This is a genomic window from Devosia aurantiaca, assembly GCF_011058215.1.
Classification (GTDB): domain Bacteria; phylum Pseudomonadota; class Alphaproteobacteria; order Rhizobiales; family Devosiaceae; genus Devosia; species Devosia aurantiaca.
The window spans coordinates 57,032-82,770 of record NZ_JAALFG010000002.1 but is presented as its reverse complement, the minus strand read 5'-3'; the positions used below and the strand labels follow the sequence as shown (position 1 = coordinate 82,770).

Genomic DNA, 25,739 nt, shown 5'->3' with positions numbered 1-25,739 from the left:
TATTGGTGTTACTACGTAGATTTGATCTTGTTTTGTTCTCCTTAAGTAGGCGGTTCTTTGAACAACGACAACCCCCTTGCCAACATTCCCCCGTCCGGCCGCATCATCGGGCTCGACCTTGGCACCAAGACCATTGGTGTCGCGGTGTCCGATGCCATGCGCTATTCGGCGACGCCGCTCGAGACGATCAAGCGTACCAAGTTTACGCAGGATGCGGAACGGATTGTCGAGCTAATCGGACAGAATTATGTGGTGGCGGTTATCCTGGGGCTGCCGCTTAATATGGATGGCTCAGAGGGGCCACGGGTGCAGTCGACGCGGGCTTTTGCGCGCAATCTCGCGCCGAAGGTCGGCCTGCCGATTGCGTTCTGGGACGAGCGGCTTTCGACCTCGGCGGTGACGCGGATGATGATCGAGGCTGATCTTCGGCGCGATCGGCGCGCCGAAGTGGTGGACAAGCTGGCGGCGAGCTACATCCTTCAGGGCGCACTGGATCGTCTGCGGAACAGCTAGCGTCGACGGTAGCGGTCGATACCGACAGCGAGAACGGCGCCAAGAAGAACCGAAGCGTCGATTCCAAGGGACGGCGTGGTCTGCGCCTTTGTGGTTACGCTCCGGGCAACGGCTCGGATGACTTCCAGTTGCCGCACACAAATGAGAGCGCTAGGCTAGCCGAGACATGGAGGATTTCATGAGCGAGTATCGTCCAAAATCTGGCGTCACCCCGTACATCAATGTCGATGGCGCACGCGAGGCGATTGCTTTCTACAAGCAGGCGTTCGGCGCGAAGAGCGCGAGCATGCCGGCGGAAGGTTCAGACAAGCTGATGCACGCGCAGATCGACATCAATGGCAGCCCGATATTTTTGTCGGACTTCTTCCCGGATTACGGGTTCAAGTCCGTGGCGGCGCAGGGCTTCAACCTTCACATCCACGTCGACGATGCGCAAATGTGGTGGGATCGAGCGGTAGGCGCGGGTTGCACAATCGCGCAGCCGCTAAAGACCGAATTCTGGGGCGACATCTACGGTCAGCTGATCGATCCCTTCGGCGTCACCTGGGCAATCGGACAGTCGGTGAAAGCCTAGGCGTCCCGCCACGCGCCAGGTTGCAGACCGTCCAGCGTCCAATCGCCGACTGACCAGCGCACCAGCCGGAGCGTCGGCACGCCGACGGCCGCCGTCATCCGACGCACCTGGCGATTGCGACCCTCGGTGATGGTCAGCCGGATCCAGCTGTCGGGCACGCTCTTGCGGAAGCGCACCGGGGGTCACGGTCCCACAGGGCGGGTGGTTCGATAACGGTAGCCTTGGCGGGGCGCGTCATGCCATCCTTGAGTTCGACGCCCTTGCGCAGCTGTGCCAACTGCGCAGGGTCCGGTATGCCCTCGACCTGCACCAGGTAGGTCTTTTCCTTGTTGAACTTGGGCGACGAAATCTGCGCCTGCAGGCGTCCGTCATCCGTCATTACCAGAAGGCCCTCGCTGTCCTTGTCGAGCCGGCCGGCCGCGTAGACGCCCGGCACCTTGATAAATTCGGCCAGGGTGCGATCTCCCGGCTCACCGGTGAATTGGGTGAGGACGCCATAGGGTTTGTTGAAGAGGATAAGGCGCGACATCATCGATCCGGAGGTGACTGGCTCTTTTGGGCGAGCCGGCTGCAAAAGAAAAGCTTGTCAGTGTCGAAACAGCGGCGCTCCATTCGTCGGGCAGCGAGAACCTGCGAGGAGGAGAGCTCCAAATGGAACGCAATTACGGTTGGGTGATCGTTGCGGCGGGGGCTGTGATCACCTGTCTTGCCATGGGCGCGATGTTCGCCCTGCCCGTTTATCTTCAGCCCATGGCCGATGACACCGGGTGGTCGCGCGCCGGCATTTCCGGAGCCATGACCGTCGGCTTCATCGTCATGGGCGTGGCCGGCTTCCTCTGGGGCACGTTGACCGACCGCATCGGCGCCCGCCCCGTCGTGCTGATCGCCGCGGTGATCCTGGGGCTCGGGCTCTTCGTTGCGAGCCGGGCCAACGACATCCTGGTCTTTCAGATCGCCTATGGCGGGCTGGTGGGTGCTGCAGGTGGTGCATTCTTTGCGCCGCTGATCGCAACGACGCTAGGATGGTTCGACAAGCATCGCAGCCTTGCCGTTTCGCTGGTGTCGCTCGGCGGCGGCATCGCGCCGATGATCATCACGCCGCTTGCGACCGTACTGATTGCGAATTACGGCTGGCGGCAATCGATGCTGATGACGGCCGTCGTCGCCACCGCCTTGATCATCCCGGCTGCCTTCCTGATCCGCCGCGCGCCTGCTGCCTTGGCGGAAGCGCCGAGCCCCGCCAGCGATGTGGTGCCCGCTGAACCAAGGCCCACCAATATGGGCGCGATCTTCCGCACTCCGCAGTTCTTCGTCCTGGCCGGCGTGTTCTTTCTTTGCTGCGCGGCTCATTCCGGACCGATCTTTCACACCGTTAGCTATGCCATGCTGTGCGGCGCCTCGGCGCTGGCGGCGGCGAGCATCTATAGTGTCGAGGGCGTCGCGGGGCTTTTCGGGCGCGTCTTCTTCGGACTTCTGGCCGACCGGATCGGCGTCAAACGCGTGATCGTTGGCGGCCTCGCGCTCCAGGCCATCGGCATCTACAGCTATATCTATGTCAGCCAGTTGCCGCATTTCTACTTGCTGGCCTTGGTGCTGGGGCTGGTTTATGGCGGCGTCATGCCGCTCTATTCGGTGCTGGCTCGCGACTATTTCGGACCCAATGTCATGGGGACGGTGCTGGGGGCATCACCATGACTTCATCGATCGGCATGGCTTTCGGTCCGGTGGGCGGCGGCTATCTCTATGACACCTTTGGCGACTACCACTGGCTCTATGTGGCTTCCGCCGGTGTCGGACTTGCCGGCGCGGCCCTGGCGCTGGCCTTCCCGCCCAAGACGCAGAGCGAACCGCCGGCAGATGCACTGCCGGCGTAAGCGGTAACAACGAGGTTTCCGATCAGGCGGGGTTGGCCACTGCGGCTGCCCCGCCATTTTCGTCGTCATCGTTGGCGCTATTGGCATAGGCGGCCGACAATTGCCTGTAGTAGCGTGAATTGAAGGCGAAGATCGTGACGATCAGGCCGATGAAGCCAGCCACGGTAAAGACCAGGGCGATACCCCGATCCGGTCCCGTGCCGAACCAGGAGCCGATGGCGTCGGCCCCTGCCCCATCGGTCATGAACGGAATGACCACGAACTGCGTCAGCGGCCCGATCAGGAATGCGGTAAGTGGTGAAGCCGATTGCTCGACCGATTGGGCAAAGCCGAAAACGCGGCCCTGGCGCTCCAGCGGCACGACCTTTTGCAGCGTCGTGTGCTCGGCCGCTTCCGCATAGGGCCCGAGCAGCATCCAGATGAAGCAGCCGAAGGCGAGCAGCCAGATGGAGGACTGCAGCGTGAAGACGCAGCAGACCGACCAGGTGATAACGTTGACGAGCAACAGCGTACGGATCGGGTTCTTGCCCAGCCCGGTCTTGGAAATGACGATGCCGCTGATGATGAACGCAGTGGAGAGGCCGCCGAACAACAGCCCCCAGACCTGCACCGAAACCAGCGACAGGCCATAGGCATCGAGCAGCGCCATGAAGACGCCACCAAGAAAATTGTTGAAGCAGGCAAACAGGATCAGCGCGAAGAGGCCCGGCACCGCGCCGATAATGCGGATCGTGCCGGCAAGGTCGACGCGCTTCGGTTCCGCCTTCTCACCGACAGCGGCCTCGGCTCGGCCCTCGTCGACTTTGACGAAGCTGAGATGAATGAAGACGAGAACGGTGAGGCTCAGCGAAAAAGCGAGCACGCCCAGAATGCCAACATAGGCGACGAGGAACCCCGAGATCACCGAGGTGGTGAGAAACCCGATGCCGGTGACCATGCCGACAAGGCCGTTCGCCTTGTCGCGCTCGCTTTCCGGGATCAGGATAGTGACAAGCGTCGCAAGGGCGATCGAGCGAATGTTTCCGGCAATGACGCCGAGCATCACCAGCAGGATGAAGCTCCAAAGGTATGGGCCATAGGGGTTGGTGAAGCCGCCTTCCGGTTCGAGCAGAACCATGACAAGGCTGAGTGCGTAAAATACAGCCGAGACGACGCTCGAGCCCATCATCACCAGGCGTTTGGAATTATGGTCGACGATCGAGCCGAGCCAGATGCCGAGTGCTGCGGTCAGCACGAGGTAAACGCCGGCGATCATACCCGTGGCGAACACCGATTCGGTTTCGATGAAGACCCAGAAGGTGACGGCGAACCACACTGTGTAGTTGGTGATATTAGCGACGAGGTTGTTCGCAAGAAGATGGTGAAATGGCTTCATGGTCGTTTCCTTCCGCGCGCAGGCGCATGAGCCTAAGCGGGTGCGGGCTGATGCTCAATCGATAGCTGCTGACGATGACAGGAGATGTCAGCTTCATCGGGTTTCACCGCCTCGACGAAGCGCTCGTCGTGGCTTCGACATGGCACCCCTGCGCAAAGATGCGCGCGATCTTCACACTGCGTAAACCATAAGCTCGCAGGCTGAGGGCATCCTTGAAGATCGGAGACTTTCGCATGCACGATGAAATTCAGCGCCGCGCCTATGCTCTTTGGGATGCCGATGGGCGTCCTCATGGCCAAGACCAGGCCTATTGGTTCAAGGCTGCCGCCGAGCTTGCTTCAGCTGCCGCAAAGACCATTGCCCAGCCGCGCAAGCGCGCGCCTCGCGCCAAGAAAGCTGCCTAATGTGACTGGCCGGGGTGACCCGGCCTACCACATGCGCGGCCAATAGATGTCGTCGGCAAAGTTCGTTGGGATCGGCGACATGCGCGAAAGAGCTGCCGACGCCAGATCGATCTGCCGGCAAAGCTGCACCAGGCGATCGGGAAGCGGGACGCCGCTGACAAATTCGCGCAACTGCCATTCGTCGATCGCCAGACCCTGTTTACGGCGCCGCGCTTCCTGCTCGACATCGGCCTGCATGACGACGCGAACGGGCTCGCGACGCGGCGGGACTTCGCTCCAATCCAAACTGTCTTCAACTCGGGCAAAACGCATACTGGCCGTCCATGCACCGCCTTCTGCGGTGAAGCGATTAGAATGGTCATGACAAGGTTACCGAAGCGCAAACAAGGGCTTGGCCGGTAGCCAAGTCATGGTAGTTTCCCCCATGACCATTATTTACCTCATGGCCGCGGAGGCCGAGTACGGGCCACACCTGCGGGCGCGCATCCGTCCGACCATTATTGGCGTGGGCCCGGTGGAGGCGGCGGTCAACGCAACCCGCGCGCTTGCGGCCTGCCAGGGAGAATTGCCGAGGCTGGTGGTGTCGCTCGGTTCGGCAGGGTCGCGGGTGTTGACGCAATGCGACGTCTATCAGGCAATCTCGGTGTCTTATCGAGACATGGATGCGTCGGCCTTGGGCTTTGCAAGGGGCGAAACGCCATTCACGGGTCTGCCGGCGACGCTTCCGCTGGAGCCGTTAGTGTCCGGGCTGGACGGGGCGACACTTTCTACCGGTGCGAATGTCGTTTCGGGAGCGGCCTATGATCGCATCGAGGAAGACATGGTCGATATGGAAACCTGGGCCGTGCTGCGGGCCTGCATGGCGTTCGATGTTCCGCTGCTGGCGCTGCGCGGCATCTCCGATGGCAAGGAAGAACTGACCGGCATGGCGAGTTGGACGCAATACCTGCACATCATCGACGAAAAGCTGGCCGAGGTCGTGGACCTGATCGAAAAAGCCTACGGCTGATTTTGCCGATTGCGCTTGTCACGCCGACCACGCTGCCAAGTCGTCCACTTGCGTCCGCCGCGAACGATGGCGGTGTTGACGGGCGCCTGCAGGAAGATCAGGTCAAGCGCCAGTAGCAGCAGGCCCAGAGGCAGCATCCAGATGCCGAGGACCGGCAAGAAGCTGAAAATGCCACCGAGCACGAGCAGGATGCCGAGTGGAATACGCACCAGCCGCGCTTCGGGGCGCCTCATCCAGTTAAGCCAACCGGCAACCACGGGAGGCACGCGTTTTTCCAGCTTGTCGAACAACCGGTTCAAACGGTCGGCACTTTTGCTCATTGGCACCTCCAAGAGCCTAGAAATGGCGCGTGACGAAAACGCTTCAAGAGGGCGCGGGAACTTGCCGAGATTTATTTCCGTTTAGCTGAAAATCGGAGCGTCACATGAACATAGATCAATTGTTGTCCCAGCTTACCGGCCGGCGGCAAGAAAGCCCGTTGGAAGCGCGACTGCGCGAGTTGCGTCGCGAGATCAGCCGCGTCAGCGAAGCCGTGTCCCATCAGGCGGGCCACACAGCCCATGACTGGGGCAAGCAGGCAAGCCATACGGCCAATGACTGGGGCCGCACCGCCGGAACCGCCGCCACCGACTGGAGCCGATCGGCCGGCCATGCCGCCGACGACTGGAGCCACAAGGCAGGCGATCTGGCCAGCGAATGGGGCGACGAGCTTACCGTACTCGGCCGCGAGGCCGCACGGCGTGGGGCCGAGATCGCTGAATTTGCAGCCTACAAGGCTGGCCGCAGTGCCAAGGCGCTGCGAAGCGATCCGCTGCCGGCTATCGTCATCATCGGCACCGCCCTGCTTGCCGCGCAGCTGTTCAAGCGCCGGTAAGACTTCATTCACCCTGCGGCTCAGGGCTTCCTTAAGCCTGTGCAGGCATTTTCGGGACAAGCGGCGTTTTCGCCACAGCCCGGAGTGCCTGCATGTTTTTGTCCGCCAGATCGATCATCCGCTTCGCAGCACTGGCCGTTGCGGCCACGAGCTTGGGCGGGTGCTCCTTCCTGGGCATGAACTTCGCCATGAACCAGATGAGCGAAAAAGAGTGCCTGATGCGGGCGATGTATTTCGAGTCGAACCGCTCGAGCGCGGAGGGAATGCTCGCCGTTGGCACCGTGGTGATGAACCGCATGCATGACAGCCGCTATCCGAAAACCGTTTGCGGTGTGGTCGGGCAGAAAAACCAGTTTGCGCAGGGCGTGCTGAGCAAGCCCATGACGGATAGCGGTGCCGTGCTTGCCTCGCAGGTTGCTGATCAGGTCATGCGGGGGCAGCGCCACCCCGGCGTGCAGAATGCTCAGCATTTCCACACAGCCGGGCTGCGCTTTCCCTACAACAATATGTTCTATGTCCTTGAAGCGGGCGGCAACGAGTTTTACGAGAAGCGCTCGGTACGCTAGGCGCTAAAAGTCGCCGCCCATATCGAAGTCGCCGCCGTCCCCACCGAAATCGCCGCTACTATCGTCCATGGTGTCATCGGCTCCAGTGTCTTGCGGCTCCTCCGCGGGAAGCTCCCCGGCTTCAGCCGGCGTGCTGAACATGCCGGCGATCGCTGACCCAAGCAGCACACCACCGGTCACACCCAGCGCGGTCTGCGCGGCGCCAGCCAGAAAACCACCGCCGCCAGGTTGTCCGCCCCAGGGTCCTCGACGGCCCTCTACAGGCGCCTGCTGCGGCTGCTGGTATTGCCGTGCCGGTTGACGGCGTTGTTCGTCATTGTTGCCGCCGCCGAAAATGCTGTCGAGAAAGCCGCCGCGACCTCGCTCCTGTCGCTGTTCGGCCTGCTCGAGCTGCGCCTGCTGCTCGCGCAACGCTGCTTCCTGGACGATGATGGTCTGCGCCATGAAATAGGCGGCGCCGGGATTTTGCCGAAGCTTTTCGCGGATCAGCGCTTCGGCTTCTTCGTCTCTCGGCGCGCTGTTGCGCTCGACGTTTTCAAGGCGATCGAAGAGGTCTTCGATGGCGCGCTGGTCTTCCTGTCTCATCATTGGCCTTCTCCCTTGCTGTTGCTACGACATGGGAACGCCATTGACCGCGTGCAAGTTCAGCGACCCGTTTGACGCAGCACGTAGCCGATGACGACGGCGACCGCTTCGTAGAGTTCGAGTGGGATAGTGTCGTCCAGATCGACGCCGCTGAGGGCTTCGGCCAGCATTGGATTGGTCTCGATGATCACGCCGTTTTCTTCCGCTAGTGCCACGATCCGGTCGGCCACGAGTCCCCTGCCCTTGGCCACGACCTTGGGCGCCTCGCGCGAGCCTTTTTCATAGGTGAGCGCGACGGCAAGAGCACGAGCCTTGGCGGTGTCATCGCTCATCGGCTTTCGTCCAGGATATGCTGTGTCGCGCGATTCGCCGCCGCGGGTGGAGCGCCGTTGCGCACCAGGACGGAGCCGGGCTGTAGCCCGACTGCCAGGAGGTCCTGTCGCAAACCCGCAAGATTGCCGGTCAGCAGCGATGCCGTGTGCGGATCGTCAGCCCAGATCATGACGCCCGTCGAAGCTCCCCGTTGAGCGATCTGTGCGCTCACCTCGCCCGTGTCGCCAAGGTGGATGGCAAAGCGCATCTGCCAGCCGCGCTCACTCGCCTCAGCAGCGGCGTTTTCGGCATCCCGGTGAATCTGGATGTGCAGGAGATGCTGTTGGCCCGCAATGACTGTGGGCAGGTCAAGGCTCCACTGCGCGTCGTGTGTCTGACCCTCCTCGGGCAAGGAAGCGCTCTGGTGAAGGCGCAACCGTGAAAGGGCGCCTTCAGTTCGCTCCTGCAGCACCTTTCCCGCCTTGATGGGGTCATCGGGAAGGTCGGGTGCCGGTGCATCCGCAGAGCGAGCTCTAGGCGAAGTCCCTCTGAGCGGCGGCGGCAAGGTCGACAAACGACTCTGATGTGTCGGCGGGCCCAGCCAAGCCATCAGACTTTTTGCAAGCCAAGCAGCGTCGCCTTCAGGTCGGTGGCGGCCGAAGGAGCCTGTCCTGCAGCAAGCTTGGCTTCCTGGAAGAGACCCGAATTCAGGATCGCCTGCTTGACGGCGGCTCCGTTTAATTTGCCGCTGTTGAGCTGGAGTTGGTGCGCGATTATTTGCTGGGCTGCCTGCAGAACCGGCTCCGGTAGCGCCGTCTTTCCCGCGGCAGCGGTCAGCGCCGAGGTCAGCCCAACAATGCTGTCCTGTGCGCCCAGCGCCTGTTGGATCATCTGCGCCAAAGCTGTTTGCCGCGATGATGCAGGTGCCGCGCTTTGAACAGGCTGGGCGGGTGAGGCCGCCGTGTTGGGCGCGAGCGCCTTGCCCGTGGTAAGTTGAACGGGCGGAAGGCGCGAGGAGATGCTCATCTGCGCGCCCGGCTCTAGATCGGCAGCGTCCAGTTGAAGACGTTGGAGATCACGAAGAGCGCGCTCCACAACAGCGCCAGCACGACCCCCAGACGATCAGCACCGCCACGATGGAGCAGATGACGCCGATGCTAACCCAGAGCCCGTCGCGCTCCAGCACGCCCAGCGCCAGCACGCAGATGGTGAAAGCCGGCAGCATGTTGCCCAGCGGGATCGGCAGAAACAGGATGATCGAAAGCAGAAGGCAGATCGCGCCCACCACATACTCCATCGGCGGGCGCGCCAAAAAGCTCAAACGCGGCCGCATCAGCCGCTCGGCACGCGCCAGCCAGGGGGCGGTAAGACTCACAACCTTTTCGAACTCGCCGCGCGACAAAGAGCGATTCGTGATGATCTTGGGCAGCCATGGCCGCTGTCCGAGCATCATCTGGAAAGACAGGAAAATCAGCGGTGCGCCAAGCACGGCGGAAACGCCGGGCGGCACCGGTATGGCATTGGGGATGGCGAAGATGAACATGAGCGCGCCGACGGCACGATGTTCGAGCGCCTGCAGCAGATAGCCGATCGAAATCCGGTCGCGCTGCGTATCCGAGGCGATGGCCGTCAAAATATCGGAAAGCCGTTCCGCCGGTTCATCGGGCGCAAAACCAATCGGCGCAGAAGATGCGCTTAGTTCATTCGTCTCGCTTGCGTCTGCCATTGCCACCCCACCACCGCATGACGAGCAGCGGTGCATTGCAGGAGATTACACCTAGTGCGGGCGGATGTCGGTATACTTTTTCGTGGCCGGCTTGCCGCGGAAGGTGACCCAGAAGAAGTTGAGCGTGTAAGTACCGGCGGTGCGGAACACGCCCTCTTGTTCAAGCCGCCTTCCGGAGGTCATCATCTTGAGCGCAAAGGTCCATTTGACCTTGCCGACCTTGCTCAGGCGCACCGCGACGTCGGTATCCTCGCCGAAGAAGTCGATGCTGCGGTCATAGCCGCCTACCGAAGCCCAGGCCTCGCGACGGAACACGAAATTTCCGCCCTGCACCACCGAGCCCACGCGCAGGATGAAGCGGTTGAGCACGTAAATCAGCCAGGTCAGCCCATAGAACATGCCGATCAACAGCCGATTATGCGGCTTCATGTCGTAGTAGACGTAGGGACCGCTGAGGCAGACGAGCTTGGGATCCTTGCCGAACTCGCTCAGCACTGTATCCAGCCAGCCTTCGGGCACGATCGTGTCGCTGTCGATATTAGCGACCAGCTCATAGCCTTCGCTGGCGGCAAAGCCGGCATCGCGGGCGTTCACAAGACCCTTCTTGGGCTCGTCGACGACGCGCACGCCGGCAAAGCTGCGGGCGATCTCACCGGTCCGGTCCTTGGAGGCGTTGTTGACGACGATCACGTCCGCATCGGCGCCGGAGCGCTTGATCTCGGCCAAGACCGAGGTCAGGCATTTGCCGATCAGCGCTTCTTCGTTATACGCCGGAATGACGAAAGCAAGCTTCATGCGGTCCCCTTGCCGATGCGATCCCGGCGCGTCCTGGCGCTGCACATAGCGCGGTCGCCGTTGCGCGGCAACACCGCCTCAGCCGATGAAATCCGACTTGCCCAGCGGCACGCCATTGTGGCGTAGGATGTCATAGGCCGTGGTGACGTGGAAATAAAAGTTCGGCATGGCGCGCTGGTTCACGTAATCGAGGCCGCTGAGCGTCACCTCGCCGGTGCGGGTCTTGAGCGTCACCTCGCGCGTCTCGCTGCCCTGCATAGCCTCTGGCGTGATCGTGACGAGAAGATCGAGCGCCTTCTGCACGCGGGCCCGCAGTTCGTCGAAGGTCTTTTCTTCGTCCGGCCATGACGGCACGGGCTGCCCAGCCAGGCGGCTGACGCAGCCTTTGACGTGATCGGTCGCGATCATCACCTGCCCGCGAAACGGGATCATGTCCGGCGCAAGCCGCGCATCTGCAAGCGCCTCGGTCGAGTACTTGCGTGCAGCCGCATCGGCCTCCGCCTTGTCGAGAAAGACCAAGAGATTGGCCAGCATGCGGGTGAACACCGGCAACGTGACGTCGTAAAGCGACAGGCTCATAGAAGATCCTTCAGCGAGAGCGCGGAACGGTCCATCATCTGTCTCGTTTCTCTGCGACTCGCAGATTGGACTTCATGTCGGACACTCTTAAATCATCGGCAAAGAGCGATAAAGGCCGCAGCTGGTTCGACCATCTCCGATCGAAGCTCCGAATTCTCTACCATGGTCAATCCGCAGGTGCACTGCGCTTCCAGGCAACGATCCTGATCGTCGATCTCGCGATTATTGCTTTCTTCATCGCCTCGCCATTGATCCGGGACACAGAAACCTTCCTTTGGGTCGACTACTCCATTGCCGCCATACTGGCGTTGGATCTGGTCGCTCGAGGCCTGGCAACAAGCCACCCCATGCGCTGGTTGCGTCAAATGCCGGTCCTGATCGACATAGTCATTCTGGCGACGCTGCTCTTTCCCACCTTTTTCTTTAACTTTGGCTTCCTGCGCATCTTGCGCCTCTGGACGCTAACGCGAACGAGCCTCGTTTGGCGACCTTTGGAAAAGAGAGGGCTTGCGTCTAATCGCGATACCATACAGGCGGTCATCAACCTGCTGGTCTTCATCTTCGTCGTCACCGGCTTCGTCTACACCGCCTTCACAGGGCGCGAAGGCATCGACGGTTATGTCGACGCGCTCTACTTCACTGTCACAACGATGACGACGACCGGTTTCGGCGACATCACCCTGCCCGGAACCTTCGGTAAACTGGTGTCGATCGTCATCATGATCATCGGCATTTCGCTCTTCGTTCGCTTGGCGCAGCTGATCTTCCGCCCCAACAAGATCACGTTCCCTTGCCCGCAATGCGGCCTCTCGCGCCACGAGCCTGATGCCGTTCATTGCAAAGCCTGCGGGCACCTGCTCAACATTCCCGACGAGGGCCAGGGCTAAGCGCGACCGGCGAGCGGCAGCTTGACCCGGAAGCACGCCCCGGGAAGCTTGCCGGGCACGAGTTCAAGCGTGCCATCCATTCGGGCAACGATTTGGCGGCTGATCGCAAGGCCAAGTCCCGCCCCGCCCTGGTCGCCACTGCCGGAAACGCCGCGCCAGAACTTTTCGAAGATAAGCTTGCCTTCGCTTTTGCTTATCCCCGGACCGTTGTCGGCGATATCCACGACATAGCTGCCGCTGCGCAGCGCAGAGCTGATCCGCACCACTGGATCGGCAGCATCGTTGTATTTAACGGCATTAGAAATGAGGTTGATGAAGACCTGGCAGAGCCTGTCGGCATCGCCGTCGACCATTGTCGCCCCCGCCCTCTTGCCTGTATCGACCCGCATTCCCTTTTGTCGAAGCAGCGCGTCGCAAACGAGTATGGCGCGGTCGAGGGCTGCCTCGGCGTCAAACGGCGCTGCCTGCCAATTGCGCTCGCCTCGTTCGAGAGCACTAAGATCAAGGATCTCATCGAGTAGCTTGGTGAGCCTCAGGCTCTCCTGGTGAATAGTCGAGACAAAGCGCTGCCGCTGGCCTTGGTCCAAGTCATCAGGCTCGAGCAGGATTTCGGAAAACGACCGGATGGACGTCATCGGCGTGCGCACTTCGTGGCTGACCTGGCTCAGAAATTCGTCCTTCTGGCTGTCGAGTTCGCGCAACTGCGCATTGGCGTCCTCGAGCTTGCGTGCGGTCAGGCGCAATTCGGCGGAGGTCCGCTCGAGCTGCTGGGAATATTCGATGGCCTGCTGGGTCTCGTCGGCCATCTGCATCATTTCTTCTAGCGACACGTCGCTTCCCGCCACAACCTTGGACAGCATGACATGGGCCGATGCGGCGCCAATCGAGCCCGCGAGTTCGCGCTCCAGTCGGCCGATAAAATGCGGCGTCGGATCGAGCACGGCCGGGTCGACACCAGTCTCCAGCGCTTCCGCTTCGAACAAGGCAGCCGCCCGTCGCTCGCCCAGCACGCGTTCGGCGATGAAATAGAGGTCGTTGGCCGTGGCAGAGCCGCGAACGAAATTGTGCTGCGGCGTCGAGCGGCGGAACACATCGACAAAAGCATTGGCCTGGATGCGCTCGAGCGCCGATGGCGTCGTGAGCAACGAGCCAAGCGTCAGGATCAGCACATTGGCGGAAAGGCTCCAGAACGCGGCGTGAGCCAGCGGATCCCAGCCTCCGAGCCCAAACATGGCCTCCGGCCGTAGCCACGAAATGCCCCATGGCCCGGCCTGCAACAGGTCCGACACTGCTGGAGAGACCGATTCGAACGAAGGCAGAAAGCAGCACCAGGCCCAGGCGATGAAACCGACGAGGATCGCCGCCGAAACAGCCTTCAGCGATGCATCGCGCCAGAAGATCGCTGCGAGCAGCGCCGGGAAAAATTGAGCAATGGCGGTGAAGGAGATCAGCCCGATCGGCGCCAGAGCGTCTGAGTCCCGCGTGAAGAAGAAGTAGAAGAAACCGAGCGACAGGATCAGCACGATGGAGATGCGGCGGGCGGTCAGCAGCAGGCGGCTCACCCCCTGCCCCTCGCCCCCTGCGGCGCCGCACTGAAGCGCAGGACCAGCGGCATGATGATGTGGTTTGAAACCATGATCGAGAGCGCGATCGATTCCAGAATGATCATCGAGGTCGCCGAGGAAAAACCGCCGATAAAAGCAAAGAGCGCCAGGCCATTCTGCCCGGCGGCCAGAGGCACGGTCAGCGCGAACATGTCCGGGTTCGATCCCGCCGGCATCACGGTCAGCCCGTAGATGGCGATCGGCAGGATGAAAACGCTCATCAGCATCATGTAGGCTGGAAAAGCCCAGCCGGCGACGCGCAGATGGTTCTCGTCGGAGTTTTCGACCACGGTCACCTGGAACTGGCGTGGCAGGCAGACGATCGCAGCGATCGAGAGCACCAGCGTGGTGATCCAACGGCTGTCAAAGCTCGAGCTTGTGTCGACGGCGATGCCCTGCTCCGCTGCACGGCTGAAGATGGCTTCGAAGCCACCGCCGATGAAGACAACGAAAACGCCGACTGCCACGAGCGCGGCCAGCTTCACCACGGCTTCAAAGGCGATGGCGGCGACGACGCCGTGATGCTGTTCCTTGGCATCCACATGTCTTGTGCCGAAAAGGATAGTGAAGAGCGCCATGCCTGCGGCCACGCCGAAGGCAAGGCCAACATCGTCGATACCTGCAAGCCTTCCCTGGCCAAATTCTGAAAAGCCGGCAATGGCCTGGATCGACGACGTGACGGCTTTGAGCTGCAGTGCGATGTAGGGTGCGATACCGACGACCGCAATGCAGGTGACGAGCACGCCGAGGCGGCTGGATTTGCCGAAGCGCGAGGACAGGAGGTCGGCAACGGAGGTGATGCGATGGAGGTGGCTTATGCGGACCAACCGTCGCAGCAGAAAGTACCAGCCGACGAAGACCAGCGTTGGGCCGAGATAGATGGTGAGGAATTCAAGGCCGCTGCGGGCTGCGTTTCCGACCGCGCCATAAAAGGTCCAACTGGTGCAATAGACCGATATCGATAGCGTATAGACCGCGGGCGAGTTGAGCCAAGATCGGGGATTGGCGCGCGCACGCCGGTCGCCGAAATAGGCCGCCACGAACAGGAGGCACACATAGCCAATTGCTGTGGCGATGACGAAATCTGCCGACAGCATCTATCCTTCATCCTCGGCGCGATCTGGCTCAAGCCGCGCCGTTAGCGCCGCCGTCCCGCCGATCAGCGCCAACCAGACACCGAAGAGGTAGAAGACGATCTGCGGAATGCCGAAGACTGTGCTATCGCGGTTGAAGATGTAGACCACGGGCGGCAGCAGCAGCAGCAGCCCCGCTGCCGTGAGCAGGAACATACCGCCGACGAGCCTGCGACGGTCATGCATTTCAGCCCAGCAGCCGCCGCACGGCCTCGACGACCTCGGCATTGGAATAGGGCTTGGTGACGAAGCCGCTGGCCCCAAGGTCTTCCGCCACGCGCCGATCCTGCTGCTGGCCCTTGGCGGTGAGGATCAGCACCGGCATGTCGCGTGTCGCCGCATCGGCGCGCAATTGCTTGAGCACATCGAAGCCGCTTGCCTTGGGCAGCATGACGTCGAGCACCACCATGCGTGGCTGCAGGCGTCGCGCCTGTTCGAGCGCGGCTGCGCCGTCGGTCACCGCTTCTATGCTCCAGCCGGCGCGCCGCAAGATGAAGTCGAGCGATTCCATGATGCTCGGCTCGTCCTCGGCAATAAGGATGTCGATCGGCAATGTCTCCCCCAGTGCAAGCGGTCTCCCCTCCGCCAGCGCAAGCAATAGAACCCAATCAGCTCAAATCGCCAAGACCGAATTCTTTGGGAAGGAGCGGCAGGCGCGTCACCGAGGCTTCGCCGCCGGGCGTCAGCATTTCCTCCTGGCGTGCAGGACAGGCGCGACGTGGACACAGACGGCAACTTGGGCCAACCGGAACGTCGGCACTCTGATCCATCAGATCGAGCCCGGAGCCATAGACGGTGCGATCGGCGTGTCGGACGTCACAGGCCAGCATGATGGAGATAAGGTTCGGCTGCGCGCGATAGGAACCCGGCCGGTGCTGCAGCGACCGCGCAAGGAACAGATAGCGCGAGCCGTCGGAGAACTGCACCACCTGACGTATGATGGAGTCGGGTTGGCGGAAGGCAGCATAAATCGCCCAAAGCGGACAGGCGTGGCCGGAATTCGGCAGCAACAGTCCAGGCAGCGGGAAATGCTTGGTGAGGCGACCGGCAGGATCGGAGCGCAGGAAGCCAAACGGGATGCCCTCTGCCCCCGGGCGCCGCAGTGACACGAGCCTCTGCGCCACCTGTTCGAAGCTGCCGCCAAATCTTTCTCGCAACTGGTCGATGTCATAGGCAACAGCTTCAGCCGCAGACAAAAATGACGCGTAGGGAAAAACCATGGCGCCCGCGAGGTAAGACGCCAAGGCTCGCGCTGCGAGGCGTCGCGACGCCGGGTTGCTCAGCACTGCGCTGTCGAGCACATCGCGCATCCCATCGGCGGCAGACAGTTCGCCGAGCAATCGTGCCAACTGGAACTGCCGAGTGGCCAGCGTCGTCGTGCCCTGAAACCACATAGTGCGGCTCTCGGCATCGAAGCGATACTGGCCCGGAAAATCCGGAACGGTCGGGCGTCCCCCGACCTGGGTCACGATGCCGAACTGCCGCCCCAGCACCTCCACCAGCACAGCTGGTCCGAAACTCCCATGTGCTTCGACGCTATGCCGGAGATCGTCGGCAGCGGCCTCCAACTGCGGAAAGTAGTTTTGCCGCTCGATGATGAGATCGTCGATCTCGCGCAGGGTCGACACGGTCTTTGCCGCCTGACTGGTAACCTCGAACTGACCGATCAGACTGCGCGCCACGTCGCTCAGCACGCGCGCCTCCCGGCCGATCGCCCTCAAGAATTTTTGCCGCTCGTCTTCCCCAAGATCGGACACATCCTCGAGGATTTCCGCGCTCGACCGCACGGCGGTGATGCCCGAGAGGATTTGATGCAGCATCTGGTTCAGCAGTGGATCGGACCTCAGCCGATGGGCATAAGCATCGGCGCTACTGCGGGCATCGACATAGGCCCGGTGCATGCGCGCGATGGCCATGGCACTTGCCGGATATTGCGCTACCACCTGCCGCCGCTCTTCGTGCTGGAACGGCAGCGACTCGATCATCGGATCGGCATAGGCCTCTTCGAGATCTTGCAGCAGCTTTTGTTCATCCGAGCCGTCCAGGCTGTTGACCTCGATGCCCAGATGCTGCGCCACCCGCTGCAGCAAAGCACCGCCAATATCACGCTTATTGTTCTCGATAAGGTTCAAATAGGATGGCGAAATGCCAACCAGCCGGGCCAGTTCCGCCTGCGAAATCCTGAGCGATTTCCGCCTGTTGCTGATGCGAAAGCCAATCGGCGCACGCATGCTTCACCCTCTCCCATGTCAATGAATTGACGCCTCCACATCAATCCGAGATCAAGAATTTACAGAATTTTCGTTGTTTAACAATGGTCTATTGCCCGCCTTTTCAAATGCATCGAATACTGGACGCGCGGTGAGCCACTGGCAAAGCATCAGCAGCCCCGCGCCAAAGGAGGAAATCGATGACACTTTCCACGCGCGGCCCGACCCGCCGCAGGGTTCTGCAAACCGGCATGGCCGGCATTATCGGCTCGGGCATCGCGCCCATGATTTTCACCAAGGGTGCCTGGGCGCAGGAGTTCTGCAACAACCCCACCGGCGACACCGTCACCTTCGGACTTAATCTCCCACTGACAGGCACTTACGCCGAGGAAGGCGCCGACGAACAAAAGGCCTACGAGCTCGCGATCGCCCACCTCAATGGCGAAGGCGACGGTGGCCTCCTCAACGTGCTGCAGCCGTCAGCGCTCAAGGGCAATGGCATCTTAGGCAAGAAGGTCGCCTTCGTTTCTTCCGATAGCCAGACCAAGTCAGACGTCGCCCGCGCCGGCGCCACTCGCATGATCGAGCGCGATGGCGCCATCATGATCACCGGCGGCTCGTCCTCCGGCGAAGCCATCGCCGTGCAGGGCCTTTGCCAGGAAATGGGCGTCATCTTCATGGCCGGCCTCACCCATTCCAATGACACGACCGGCAAGGACAAGCGCCGCTACGGCTTCCGCCACTTCTTCAACGCCTACCAGTCCGGCATCGGCCTCGCGCCCGTTCTTGGCCAGGAATATGGCAGCGACCGCGTCGCCTATCACCTGACCGCCGACTATACTTGGGGCTGGACCCAGGAAGAATCGATGAAGAATGCCACCGAAGCGCTCGGCTGGCAGACTGCCGCAGCGGTTCGCACGCCCCTGGGCGCGACCGACTATTCGCAGTACCTGACGCCGATCCTCAACTCCGGCGCCGACGTGCTGATCCTCAACCATTACGGCCTCGATATGGTCAACTCGCTGACCCAGGCCGTGCAGTTCGGCATGCGCGACCGCCAGGCCAACGGCAAAGACTTCCAGATCGTCACCCCGCTCATTTCGGAGCTCATGGCAAAGGGCGCCGGCGAAAGCGTCAAGGGCATCTTTGGCACCTCGAACTGGCACTGGAACCTGCAAGACGCCGGCTCCCAGGCTTTTACCAAGTCCTTCGGCGCCGCCTACGGTTCTCCGCCGTCGCAGGCTGCGCACACCGCCTATGTCCAGGCGCTGCTTTATGCCGATGCCGTGGAACGCGCCGGCACCTTCTACCCGCCCGAAGTCATCAAGGCGCTGGAAGGCCATGAGTTCGACGGCATGGGCAATGGCCCAACCATTTACCGCGCCGAAGATCACCAGTGCATCAAGAAGGTGCTTGTGGTGCAGGGTAACGAGAGTCCGACCAGCGAGTTCGACGTCCTCAACGTGGTCCAGGAAATCGACCGCGATACGGTCACCTACGATCCGGCCATTTTCGGCGGCGACCTAGGCCCGGCAGAACCCGTGCCGATGTGCGCATAACGCCGGTTCTTTGAACCAGCCCTATCAATAGACCTCATCCTGAGCCCGTCAAAGGGTGGGGTCGTGCCTCCAGAGCCTGCCGTACCACGCCTCGTGGTTCGACAGGCTCACCATGAGGCTACTGGATGCTCGATTCCCTGGAGCCCCTATGTTCGACGTTATCTTTCTTCAATTTCTGAACGGGCTCGACAAAGGCGCCGCCTATGCCCTGATCGCTCTTGGACTGACCTTGGTCTTCGGCACGCTGGGCGTCGTCAACTTTGCCCATGGCGCGCTCTTCATGCTTGGCGCCTTTTGTGCGGTCACGGTGCGCATGCTGCTCACCATGGAAACGGTGACCATCGATCCCGAACAGCTTTCGCCGTGGGGATCGCCGCTCGAAATCCGGGAGCCGCTGGTGCAAGCCTGGCTCGGCGATTTTGGTGCGGTCCTCGTCAATTATTCCGTCCCGCTCTCGATCCTGATCACCATCCCGATCATGCTCTTGGTGGGCATCGCGCTTGAGCGCGGCATCATCAAGCACTTCTACAAGCGCCCGCATGCCGAGCAGATCCTCGTGACCTTCGGCCTCGCCATCGTGGCGCAGGAAGTCATCAAGTCCGTCTTCGGACCCAATCCCATTCCTCAGCCCATGCCGACCGACCTGCGGGGCGCAGCCGATATCGGCGCTTTCCTCGGCATGCAGGCAAACATAATCACCTACCCGATCTGGCGCCTGATCTATTTCGTCTTCGCTGCGGTCGTCATCGGCGGCGTCTTCGCCTTCCTGCAATTCACGACGTTCGGCATGGTGGTACGCGCCGGCATGGCGGACCGGGAAACGGTTGGTCTCCTCGGCATCAATATCGATCGCCGCTTCACCATCATGTTTGGGCTCGCGGCGGTCGTCGCCGGCATGGCAGGCGTCATGTATACGCCGCTGCTGCCGCCCAATTACCACCTCGGCATGGACTTCCTGGTCCTCAGCTTCGTCGTGGTCGTGGTGGGCGGCATGGGCTCGCTGCCGGGCGCCGTGGCGGCAGGTTTCCTCCTTGGCATCCTCCAGTCCTTCGCCTCGATGAACCAGGTCAAGGCCATCGTCCCGGGCATCGACCAGATCATCATCTACCTGGTCGCCGTCATCATTCTTCTCGTTCGTCCGCGAGGCCTCTTCGGTCGCCGTGGGGTCATGGAGGCCTAAGATGACCAATTTGATGTCCCGTAACGACCTGCTGCTGTTTGCCGGTTTTACCCTGGTCGTCCTCACCATGCCGATCTGGCTGGCGCCCTTTGGCGCCGGCTACCCGGACCTGCTGCAGCGTTTCATGATCTTCGGCATCTTTGCCGTCGGCTTCAACATCCTCTTTGGCCTCACCGGCTATCTGAGCTTCGGCCACGCAGCCTTCTTCGGCGTCGGGTCCTATGCCGCCGTTTGGTCGTTCAAGCTGCTGACGCTCGATGCCATTCCGGCGATCCTTTTCGCCGTGATCATTTCCGGGCTCTTTGCTCTCGTCATCGGCTATCTCTGCCTCCGCCGCTCCGGCATCTATTTCTCGATCCTGACGCTCGCTTTCGCGCAGATGAGCTACAATCTGGCCTATTCGGTTTTGACGCCGATCACCAATGGCGAGACCGGGCTGCAGCTGACCCTCAACGATCCGCGCAGCCTCGACGCCGTTCTCGGCCAGAGCGTTGCCGGCCAGCCGGTACCCAATCTTCTGGGCCAGCCGCTCTCGGGCTATGCCGGCTTCTACTTCTGCGCCGGCTTCCTGATCCTCGCCTTTTTCCTTGCGCAGCGCATTGCCGGTTCGCCCTTCGGCATGATGCTCAAGGCCATCAAGTCGAACCAGACGCGCATGCAGTTCACGGGCTTCAACACGCGGCCCTACGCGCTCTCCGCCTTTGTCATTTCCGGCATGTATGCGGGTCTGGCCGGTGCGCTCCTTGCCGTCACCGATCCGCTTGCCGGCGCCGAGCGCATGCAATGGACCGCCTCGGGTGAGGTCGTGCTGATGACCATTCTCGGTGGTGTGGGTACGCTGATCGGGCCGGTCATCGGTGCCTGGCTGATCAAGTATTTCGAGAACATCCTTTCGGCGCTCAACGACCAGATCCTCGCCCGCTTCTGGAGCTTCCTTCCTGACGGTGCAGCAGACACGATGGTTGCCATCACCGGCAAGTTCGTGGGCGATGGATGGTTCCTGACGCTTGGCCTCGTCTTCGTCATCGTCGTGATTTTCCTGCCTGGTGGCATCATGGAAGGCGTGCGGAGGATCGCGGGCATGTTCCGGCGCCGCTCCGGCAGCTCTCCCGCCACCCGCACGCAGCCGGCAGAATAAGGATCCTCGCGATGACCAATCCAAACGTCGTCCTTCACGTCGCTGACGTCCACAAGCGCTTCGGGGGACTTCATGCCCTGGCCGACATCGATCTTCAGGTCGAAGAAGGCAAGACCCATGCAATCATCGGGCCAAATGGCGCCGGCAAGTCGACGCTGCTCAATGTGATCATCGGCAAGCTGGCACCGTCGAGTGGTCAGGTCGTGTTCGATGGGGCTGTGCTGACGGGGCGGAAGCCGTTTCAGATCAACCAGCTCGGCATTGCCCGCGTGTTCCAGACGCCGGAAATTTTTGCCGACCTCAGCGTGCTGCACAATGTGATGATCCCGGCCCTCGCCAAGCGCGACGGCATGTTCAAGCTCAACATGCTGCGCGCTCTCGATAGCGAAACCGGCATCCGTGCCGAAGCCGAAGACATGCTCGAGGATGTCGGCATGCTTGCCCGCCGCGACATGCTGGCCGGCAGTCTCAGTCGTGGCGACAAGCGCCGGATGGAACTCGCCATGTGCCTGATCCAGCATCCGCGCCTGCTGCTGCTCGATGAGCCAACCGCAGGGATGAGCCGCCATGACACCAACACCACGATCGAGCTGCTACAGAAGATCAAGGCGCGCGGCATGACCAAGGTCATCATCGAGCACGACATGCATGTGGTGTTCTCGCTAGCCGATAAGATTTCCGTACTCGCCCAGGGCCGCATCATCGCCGACGGCAGCCCCGATGAGGTGCGCGGCAATCCCAAGGTCCAGGAAGCCTATCTCGGAGGCACCCACTGATGAGTGCTATCGCCATGACGACCGACCATGCCGGCGTGAGCCAGGCTGCGGAGATCGAAACGACACGCCCGTTCTTTTCCGTGCGCGACATGCACGCCTATTATGGGGAGAGCTATATCGTCCAGGGCGTCTCACTCGATGTGCGCAAGGGCGAGATCCTGGCGCTGCTCGGCCGCAACGGCGCCGGCAAGACCTCGACCCTGCGGACGATCGCGCGCACCGACAATCCTGAAATGCGGCAGGGCGAAATCTGGCTCGACGGTCAGCCCATTCACAAGATGAAGAGTTTTGAAGCCGCGCGCTCCGGCATTCAGCTAGTGCCGGAAGATCGGCGCATCATCCAGGGTCTAACGGTCGAGGAGAACCTTACGCTTGCCAAGGTGGCACCGGGCAATGGCTGGAGTCTTGAGCAAATCTACCAGAGCTTCCCGCGGCTGGCCGAACGACGCAAGCAGGATGGCGTGACGCTTTCCGGCGGCGAACAGCAGATGCTTGCCATTGCCCGAGCGCTGGCGCGTGACCTCAAGCTTTTGCTGCTCGACGAACCCTATGAGGGGCTTGCCCCGGTCATCGTTCACGAGATCGAACGCATTCTCCACTCCATCAAACCGCTGGGCATCACCACGATCATCGTCGAGCAAAATGCAGTCGCTGCGCTGAAATTAGCGGACCGAGCCCTGATCCTCGATACCGGCGAAGTGGTCTTTGCCGGCACCGCCAAGGAAGTGCTCGATAACGCCGAGCTCCGCCACGAATATCTGGCAATTTAATCCGGCCTAGCGCCGCCCAAGTTACTCTGAGACCTTCGTCCTAAAGGCATAATGCCGATCTCACCCTCTCCCTTCGGAGGTCTCAGAGTACGCCTGTTTCCGGGAGGGCCGCAGCGATCGTAATGTCCTCACCCTCGAGTGCGTCGCGAACCTCACGCGCCATGTCGACCGCGCCGGGCGTGTCGCCGTGCAGGCAGATCGACCGCGCCGACGAGCGCAGCACCGTTCCGTCAACGGCGATAATCTCGCCTGTCTTGGCCAGCCGCACGCAGCGCTCGACCACGGCGTCCATATTGTGGATGACGGCTCCTGGCTCGGCTCGAGAAACGAGCATTCCGTCCGCGGTGTATGTCCGGTCTGCATAGGCTTCTCGAATCACGGGCAGCCCGAGCGCTTGCGCGGCGCGCACCTGTTCGCTGTTGTCGAGTGCCAGGATGGCAAGTTTGGGATCGATCGCTTCTATGCCGGCAAAGATGCCAACGGCGAACTCAAGCGACTCTGCGGCCTGATTGGCAAGCGCGCCATGCAGCTTCACATAAGAGATCGGCAGCCCGACTTCTTCGGCAATGAAGCGCACGAGAAAGAGCTGCTCCTGGATCTGGCCCTGCATCTGCTCTTGCGTCAGGTCCAGCCGAAAACGACCAAAGCGTTGGCGGTCGGCGTAGCCGGGATGCGCGCCTGCCTTGACCCCACGCGCCTTGCAGAGTTTGAGCACATGCCGGATCGTCGCCGCATCGCCGGCATGGCCGCCGCAGGCAATTGACGCGCTTGAGACAATGCTGAGCAGGTCATCGTCCGAGCCCATGCCTTCGCCAAGATCAGCGTTGAGATCGATGCTGTTCATAGGGAGCTCCGCAACAACTGATGCGCATGCTCGACCGTCACGGGTGCAAAGGCAACCGAACTGCCGCTGCGCAGCTGTGCGAAACGGTCAAGATCGGCGCTGATGACGGTGCCGATGCGCGGATAACCGCCGGTCGGTTGATGGTCACGCATAAGGACGATCGGCGTGCCGTCGCCAAGAATCTGGATGTCGCCCGGCATGACTGGTTCGGAAACGAGCGAGAGAATGCTGGCGCCCTTAAAGACGTTTTCCGCGTCGATCAGGCGCACGCTCATCCGGTCCATGGCCGCGCTGACCCTGAAGGTCGCGGTGGCAAAGTGTTGCCGGACGTCGCGGCTAAAATGCTCGGAATGTACGCCCCAGATGAAGCGGATGGGCCCATCGGTTCCCGGGTCGTCCGTGATATGTTGCGGCGGCAAACCTTCGCCTATCAAGGTGAGTTCGTTACCCGCCTGCAGCATGCGGCCGCCGAGTCCGCCCAACCTTGATCGTGAACTGGTAGCCCGGCTTCCTAGGACGCTTGGCAGCTCTAGCATCTTGCCGAAACGAAGATAGCCATAGACGCCGCTCGGGCCTGGGATGATCGACAGGCAATCGCCTTTAGAGACCACAGTAGAATGTGGCCACGGCACGTCGAGTCCGTTGATCCGTGCGCGAAAAACGCCGCCATCCCAACCTATACGAACTGGCTCTCCAGCTACGGTCAAGTCCAGCGTTTGCGTGAACTCGATGCCGCTATCGTCGGCAGCTCCCGCGCGGCGGCCGGCGCGATCGAAGGCGCCGCGGTCCATCGGCCCCGAAGCGCTGATGCCGTGCTGCAGCAGGCCAAAGCGGCCATGGTCCTGAATCGTGGTCAGTGGCCCTGCCCGCTCGATTTGCAGCAGCGTGGTCATCCGGCGCTAACGAACTCGACCAGGTCGCCGACCCTCAAGCTCGTGGGCGGCATTCGGGCAGGATCGAAGTTGCGAAAGCTGGTACGGCCGATGACGTGCCAACCAGTGGGAATATCGGTAGCAGCGATGGCTGTTTGCCCCGCCGCAAAGAGAATGCTTCCAGCGGTCACCAGCGGCCGCACACTCGCGCGGCGAGGGACGACCATGTGCTCGGGGTGAAAGCCGCAATAAACGAAGCCGGGCGCAAAACCTGTCGTCAGCACGCGAAGAGACGCTGCGTTATGGTGTTCGACGAAAGCTTGGGTCGATAGGTCCAGCTTGGACGCAACGTCTTCCAGGTCCGGACCATCTTCGCCACCAAAGTGGACGTCGATCCGGTGAAGATGATTATCGCCAACGACCGGGTTTGCGCGCAGGCGAAGAGACAATTCTCCGGCGAGACGCGTTGGATTGGCCTTGCGAGGGTCGTATCGAACCAAAACTGACACAAGGCTGGGCACGACGTCGAGGACGTGCTCGATCGCATCGTTTTCCAGCGCATGCGCAAAACTGACGGCGCGCCGATTAGCCTCGTCATCGAGCGTGTCGCTGAATCGGACCAGCAGCGCACTGTCGCCCAGCGGCATGATCGTGGCGCGATCCTGTGTCACGGACCTTCCGACTTTCTCAATGAAGACTTCGGCATAATAGCTTGATCCAAGGACCTTACCTTCTACGCCGAAGCCTGATCGTCAACCGCACTTAAAATTGCGGGCTATCTGATAATAAAGGTGTGTGGGTTCAATTGGGGTCGCGGCCCTCCTGCTCAACCACGGCCTCGAAGAGAAGGCGGGCTTGGCCGGAACCGATGGTCTCGATGGCCACGGCAGCTATGGCTGCGAACAGCTCGGCAATTTCCTGGGGATCGGTGATTTCTGCGTCGTCTTCGTCGGCGTCGGCGTTGATGAGAGTAAACACGGTAAAACGCGCCTCCACACTAGAGCAGGATGTGAAGACAAGGATTCCTGTCTGCACAGAGTTCCCGCAGCCACACAAGTCCAGGGCCATACGCCCTGAACGAGCCTACAAGGACCAGTGTGGGACGATTCCTGTTACGTTTTAAATAACGTTATCTTGGGCGAGCGGCTGAAGTCGGCCTTGAACAGAAGGTCAGCAACGCTTACGCTTCGCCCGCTTCCAGCTTTTCGAGATAGATCTCGATATCGTCGAGCGACGCGGAAAACGGCTTCGGGATATCGCCATAGACGATCTTGAACGTCTCGTCGTCCCGTAGCTGATGGCCGCCAGGCTGACCCAGCACCTTGAGCTTTTCTGCCGTCAGGATCGTCAGCTTGTGCCGTCCGGCGACCCGCTTCATCCGGCGCATGCGCGATGCATCAAACTCTTTGCGGCTCATCGAAAATGCCTTGGACACTGTGGCGGGCAGGGAGGGATTCGAACCCCGGAAGGCTTTCACCTTCGCCGGTTTTCAAGACCGGAGCAATCAACCGCTCTGCCACCTGCCCGTGTCTGTGCGTTTAGCGGCGACACGCCGAACTGTCTAGGGGTCGCCGTGCCGT

Annotated in this window: 32 protein-coding genes, 1 tRNA gene and 2 pseudogenes; 13 read left to right on the top strand and 22 right to left on the bottom strand. The window is 61.4% G+C overall.

The genetic code is table 11. The features are described 5' to 3' along the window. Positions 1–57 precede the first annotated feature (57 nt). Positions 58–513: a Holliday junction resolvase RuvX gene (ruvX, locus tag G5575_RS07845; protein ID WP_164533851.1), complete on the top strand. Its 456-nt coding sequence runs from the start codon at positions 58–60 to the stop codon at positions 511–513. Positions 514–679: 166 nt separating this feature from the next. Beyond that, complete coding sequence (locus tag G5575_RS07840) at positions 680–1,087, top strand: VOC family protein (RefSeq protein ID WP_207633065.1); 408 nt, start codon at positions 680–682, stop codon at positions 1,085–1,087. A 133-nt stretch (positions 1,088–1,220) separates the two neighbouring features. On the opposite strand, the gene G5575_RS07835 is transcribed toward G5575_RS07840, so the two are convergent. Continuing rightward, on the bottom strand, positions 1,221–1,616 hold the full coding sequence (locus G5575_RS07835; RefSeq protein WP_207633064.1) for a pseudouridine synthase: 396 nt from the start codon (positions 1,614–1,616) through the stop codon (positions 1,221–1,223). Positions 1,617–1,738: 122 nt separating this feature from the next. Here G5575_RS07835 and G5575_RS07830 point away from each other — a divergent pair. After that, positions 1,739–2,961 (top strand): annotated as a pseudogene (locus G5575_RS07830) (MFS transporter). Positions 2,962–2,983: 22 nt separating this feature from the next. Here G5575_RS07830 and G5575_RS07825 read toward each other — a convergent pair. Next, positions 2,984–4,336 carry an MFS transporter gene (locus G5575_RS07825; RefSeq protein ID WP_164533849.1) on the bottom strand — a complete coding sequence of 451 codons (1,353 nt, stop codon included), beginning with the start codon at positions 4,334–4,336 and terminating at the stop codon, positions 2,984–2,986. 233 nt (positions 4,337–4,569) lie between these two features. Here G5575_RS07825 and G5575_RS07820 point away from each other — a divergent pair, with 233 nt between their 5' ends. Continuing rightward, a complete protein-coding gene (locus G5575_RS07820; protein ID WP_164533848.1) occupies positions 4,570–4,740 on the top strand; it encodes a DUF2934 domain-containing protein in 171 nt (56 codons plus the stop codon). A gap of 24 nt (positions 4,741–4,764) precedes the next feature. Here the strand turns inward: G5575_RS07820 and G5575_RS07815 are convergent, their stop codons facing one another. Continuing rightward, positions 4,765–5,052: a hypothetical protein gene (locus G5575_RS07815; protein ID WP_164533847.1), complete on the bottom strand. Its 288-nt coding sequence runs from the start codon at positions 5,050–5,052 to the stop codon at positions 4,765–4,767. Positions 5,053–5,164: 112 nt separating this feature from the next. On the opposite strand from G5575_RS07815, the gene G5575_RS07810 reads away from it, so the two are divergent. Beyond that, positions 5,165–5,749, top strand: a complete 585-nt coding sequence (locus G5575_RS07810; RefSeq protein WP_235935883.1) for a 5'-methylthioadenosine/S-adenosylhomocysteine nucleosidase — start codon at positions 5,165–5,167, stop codon at positions 5,747–5,749. Here G5575_RS07810 and G5575_RS07805 read toward each other — a convergent pair. Further along, positions 5,740–6,069 (bottom strand): hypothetical protein, encoded by a 330-nt coding sequence (locus tag G5575_RS07805; protein WP_164533845.1) that lies wholly within the window; start codon positions 6,067–6,069, stop codon positions 5,740–5,742. The genes G5575_RS07810 and G5575_RS07805 overlap by 10 nt on opposite strands. 104 nt (positions 6,070–6,173) lie before the next feature. Here G5575_RS07805 and G5575_RS07800 point away from each other — a divergent pair, with 104 nt between their 5' ends. After that, entirely contained in the window at positions 6,174–6,623 is a 450-nt protein-coding gene (locus G5575_RS07800) for a hypothetical protein (protein ID WP_164533844.1), read from the top strand. 203 nt (positions 6,624–6,826) lie between these two features. Then, a pseudogene (locus G5575_RS07795) lies at positions 6,827–7,180 on the top strand (cell wall hydrolase); the annotation flags it as partial. 12 nt (positions 7,181–7,192) lie between these two features. Here G5575_RS07795 and G5575_RS07790 read toward each other — a convergent pair. From G5575_RS07790 to G5575_RS07760, 7 genes are all read right to left on the bottom strand, one after another. Next, entirely contained in the window at positions 7,193–7,777 is a 585-nt protein-coding gene (locus tag G5575_RS07790) for a DUF2076 domain-containing protein (RefSeq protein WP_207633063.1), read from the bottom strand. 56 nt (positions 7,778–7,833) lie between these two features. Continuing rightward, complete coding sequence (locus G5575_RS07785) at positions 7,834–8,106, bottom strand: EscU/YscU/HrcU family type III secretion system export apparatus switch protein (protein ID WP_164533842.1); 273 nt, start codon at positions 8,104–8,106, stop codon at positions 7,834–7,836. Beyond that, the gene (gene fliK, locus G5575_RS07780) at positions 8,103–8,498 is read right to left on the bottom strand and encodes a flagellar hook-length control protein FliK (RefSeq protein ID WP_164533841.1); all 396 of its coding nucleotides are present in this window, start codon (positions 8,496–8,498) and stop codon (positions 8,103–8,105) included. Before fliK ends, G5575_RS07785 begins: the two co-directional genes overlap by 4 nt. 197 nt (positions 8,499–8,695) lie before the next feature. Continuing rightward, positions 8,696–9,112 (bottom strand): hypothetical protein, encoded by a 417-nt coding sequence (locus G5575_RS07775; RefSeq protein WP_164533840.1) that lies wholly within the window; start codon positions 9,110–9,112, stop codon positions 8,696–8,698. Positions 9,113–9,161: 49 nt separating this feature from the next. Continuing rightward, positions 9,162–9,812: an exopolysaccharide biosynthesis protein gene (locus tag G5575_RS07770; RefSeq protein ID WP_235935881.1), complete on the bottom strand. Its 651-nt coding sequence runs from the start codon at positions 9,810–9,812 to the stop codon at positions 9,162–9,164. A gap of 51 nt (positions 9,813–9,863) precedes the next feature. Further along, positions 9,864–10,607, bottom strand: coding sequence for a glycosyltransferase family 2 protein (locus G5575_RS07765; protein ID WP_164533839.1), 744 nt, complete (start codon positions 10,605–10,607; stop codon positions 9,864–9,866). 78 nt (positions 10,608–10,685) lie between these two features. Continuing rightward, the gene (locus G5575_RS07760) at positions 10,686–11,186 is read right to left on the bottom strand and encodes a DUF1993 domain-containing protein (protein ID WP_164533838.1); all 501 of its coding nucleotides are present in this window, start codon (positions 11,184–11,186) and stop codon (positions 10,686–10,688) included. Positions 11,187–11,260: 74 nt separating this feature from the next. Between G5575_RS07760 and G5575_RS07755 the strand changes: the two genes are divergently transcribed. Continuing rightward, on the top strand, positions 11,261–12,073 hold the full coding sequence (locus G5575_RS07755; protein ID WP_164533837.1) for a potassium channel family protein: 813 nt from the start codon (positions 11,261–11,263) through the stop codon (positions 12,071–12,073). Here G5575_RS07755 and G5575_RS20215 read toward each other — a convergent pair. The 5 genes from G5575_RS20215 to G5575_RS07735 are packed head-to-tail and all read right to left on the bottom strand — an operon-like array spanning position 12,070 to position 17,041. Continuing rightward, the gene (locus tag G5575_RS20215) at positions 12,070–13,635 is read right to left on the bottom strand and encodes a sensor histidine kinase (protein ID WP_328765929.1); all 1,566 of its coding nucleotides are present in this window, start codon (positions 13,633–13,635) and stop codon (positions 12,070–12,072) included. The two genes, G5575_RS07755 and G5575_RS20215, sit on opposite strands and share 4 nt — an antisense overlap. Beyond that, the gene (locus tag G5575_RS20210; protein WP_235935879.1) at positions 13,632–14,774 is read right to left on the bottom strand and encodes an SLC5/6 family protein; all 1,143 of its coding nucleotides are present in this window, start codon (positions 14,772–14,774) and stop codon (positions 13,632–13,634) included. The genes G5575_RS20215 and G5575_RS20210 overlap by 4 nt, the downstream gene beginning before the upstream one ends. Next, positions 14,775–14,996, bottom strand: coding sequence for a hypothetical protein (locus G5575_RS07745; protein WP_207633062.1), 222 nt, complete (start codon positions 14,994–14,996; stop codon positions 14,775–14,777). Between the two features lies 1 nt (position 14,997). Next, entirely contained in the window at positions 14,998–15,363 is a 366-nt protein-coding gene (locus tag G5575_RS07740; RefSeq protein ID WP_164533836.1) for a response regulator transcription factor, read from the bottom strand. A gap of 55 nt (positions 15,364–15,418) precedes the next feature. Then, a complete protein-coding gene (locus G5575_RS07735) occupies positions 15,419–17,041 on the bottom strand; it encodes a helix-turn-helix transcriptional regulator (RefSeq protein ID WP_164533835.1) in 1,623 nt (540 codons plus the stop codon). Between the two features lie 179 nt (positions 17,042–17,220). On the opposite strand from G5575_RS07735, the gene G5575_RS07730 reads away from it, so the two are divergent. From G5575_RS07730 to G5575_RS07710, 5 genes are all read left to right on the top strand, one after another. Beyond that, positions 17,221–18,579 carry a substrate-binding protein gene (locus tag G5575_RS07730; RefSeq protein ID WP_164533834.1) on the top strand — a complete coding sequence of 453 codons (1,359 nt, stop codon included), beginning with the start codon at positions 17,221–17,223 and terminating at the stop codon, positions 18,577–18,579. 148 nt (positions 18,580–18,727) lie between these two features. After that, the gene (locus G5575_RS07725) at positions 18,728–19,759 is read left to right on the top strand and encodes a branched-chain amino acid ABC transporter permease (protein ID WP_164533833.1); all 1,032 of its coding nucleotides are present in this window, start codon (positions 18,728–18,730) and stop codon (positions 19,757–19,759) included. A gap of 1 nt (position 19,760) precedes the next feature. Then, positions 19,761–20,897, top strand: a complete 1,137-nt coding sequence (locus G5575_RS07720; protein ID WP_164533832.1) for a branched-chain amino acid ABC transporter permease — start codon at positions 19,761–19,763, stop codon at positions 20,895–20,897. An 11-nt stretch (positions 20,898–20,908) separates the two neighbouring features. Beyond that, positions 20,909–21,673, top strand: coding sequence for an ABC transporter ATP-binding protein (locus tag G5575_RS07715; protein ID WP_164533831.1), 765 nt, complete (start codon positions 20,909–20,911; stop codon positions 21,671–21,673). A gap of 14 nt (positions 21,674–21,687) precedes the next feature. Next, positions 21,688–22,443 carry an ABC transporter ATP-binding protein gene (locus tag G5575_RS07710; protein ID WP_207633123.1) on the top strand — a complete coding sequence of 252 codons (756 nt, stop codon included), beginning with the start codon at positions 21,688–21,690 and terminating at the stop codon, positions 22,441–22,443. Positions 22,444–22,525: 82 nt separating this feature from the next. On the opposite strand, the gene G5575_RS07705 is transcribed toward G5575_RS07710, so the two are convergent. The 6 genes from G5575_RS07705 to G5575_RS07680 all read right to left on the bottom strand — a co-directional run bounded on the left by G5575_RS07705 (position 22,526) and on the right by G5575_RS07680 (position 25,685). Further along, a complete protein-coding gene (locus tag G5575_RS07705; protein WP_268904403.1) occupies positions 22,526–23,287 on the bottom strand; it encodes a LamB/YcsF family protein in 762 nt (253 codons plus the stop codon). Continuing rightward, complete coding sequence (locus G5575_RS07700; RefSeq protein ID WP_164533829.1) at positions 23,284–24,180, bottom strand: 5-oxoprolinase subunit C family protein; 897 nt, start codon at positions 24,178–24,180, stop codon at positions 23,284–23,286. Before G5575_RS07700 ends, G5575_RS07705 begins: the two co-directional genes overlap by 4 nt. Further along, positions 24,177–24,830 (bottom strand): 5-oxoprolinase subunit B family protein, encoded by a 654-nt coding sequence (locus G5575_RS07695; protein ID WP_164533828.1) that lies wholly within the window; start codon positions 24,828–24,830, stop codon positions 24,177–24,179. Before G5575_RS07695 ends, G5575_RS07700 begins: the two co-directional genes overlap by 4 nt. 130 nt (positions 24,831–24,960) lie before the next feature. Next, a complete protein-coding gene (locus tag G5575_RS07690; protein WP_164533827.1) occupies positions 24,961–25,137 on the bottom strand; it encodes a hypothetical protein in 177 nt (58 codons plus the stop codon). A 202-nt stretch (positions 25,138–25,339) separates the two neighbouring features. Next, positions 25,340–25,576, bottom strand: coding sequence for a hypothetical protein (locus G5575_RS07685; protein WP_164533826.1), 237 nt, complete (start codon positions 25,574–25,576; stop codon positions 25,340–25,342). A 20-nt stretch (positions 25,577–25,596) separates the two neighbouring features. Then, positions 25,597–25,685: transfer RNA gene (locus G5575_RS07680), tRNA-Ser, on the bottom strand. Positions 25,686–25,739: the final 54 nt, after the last annotated feature.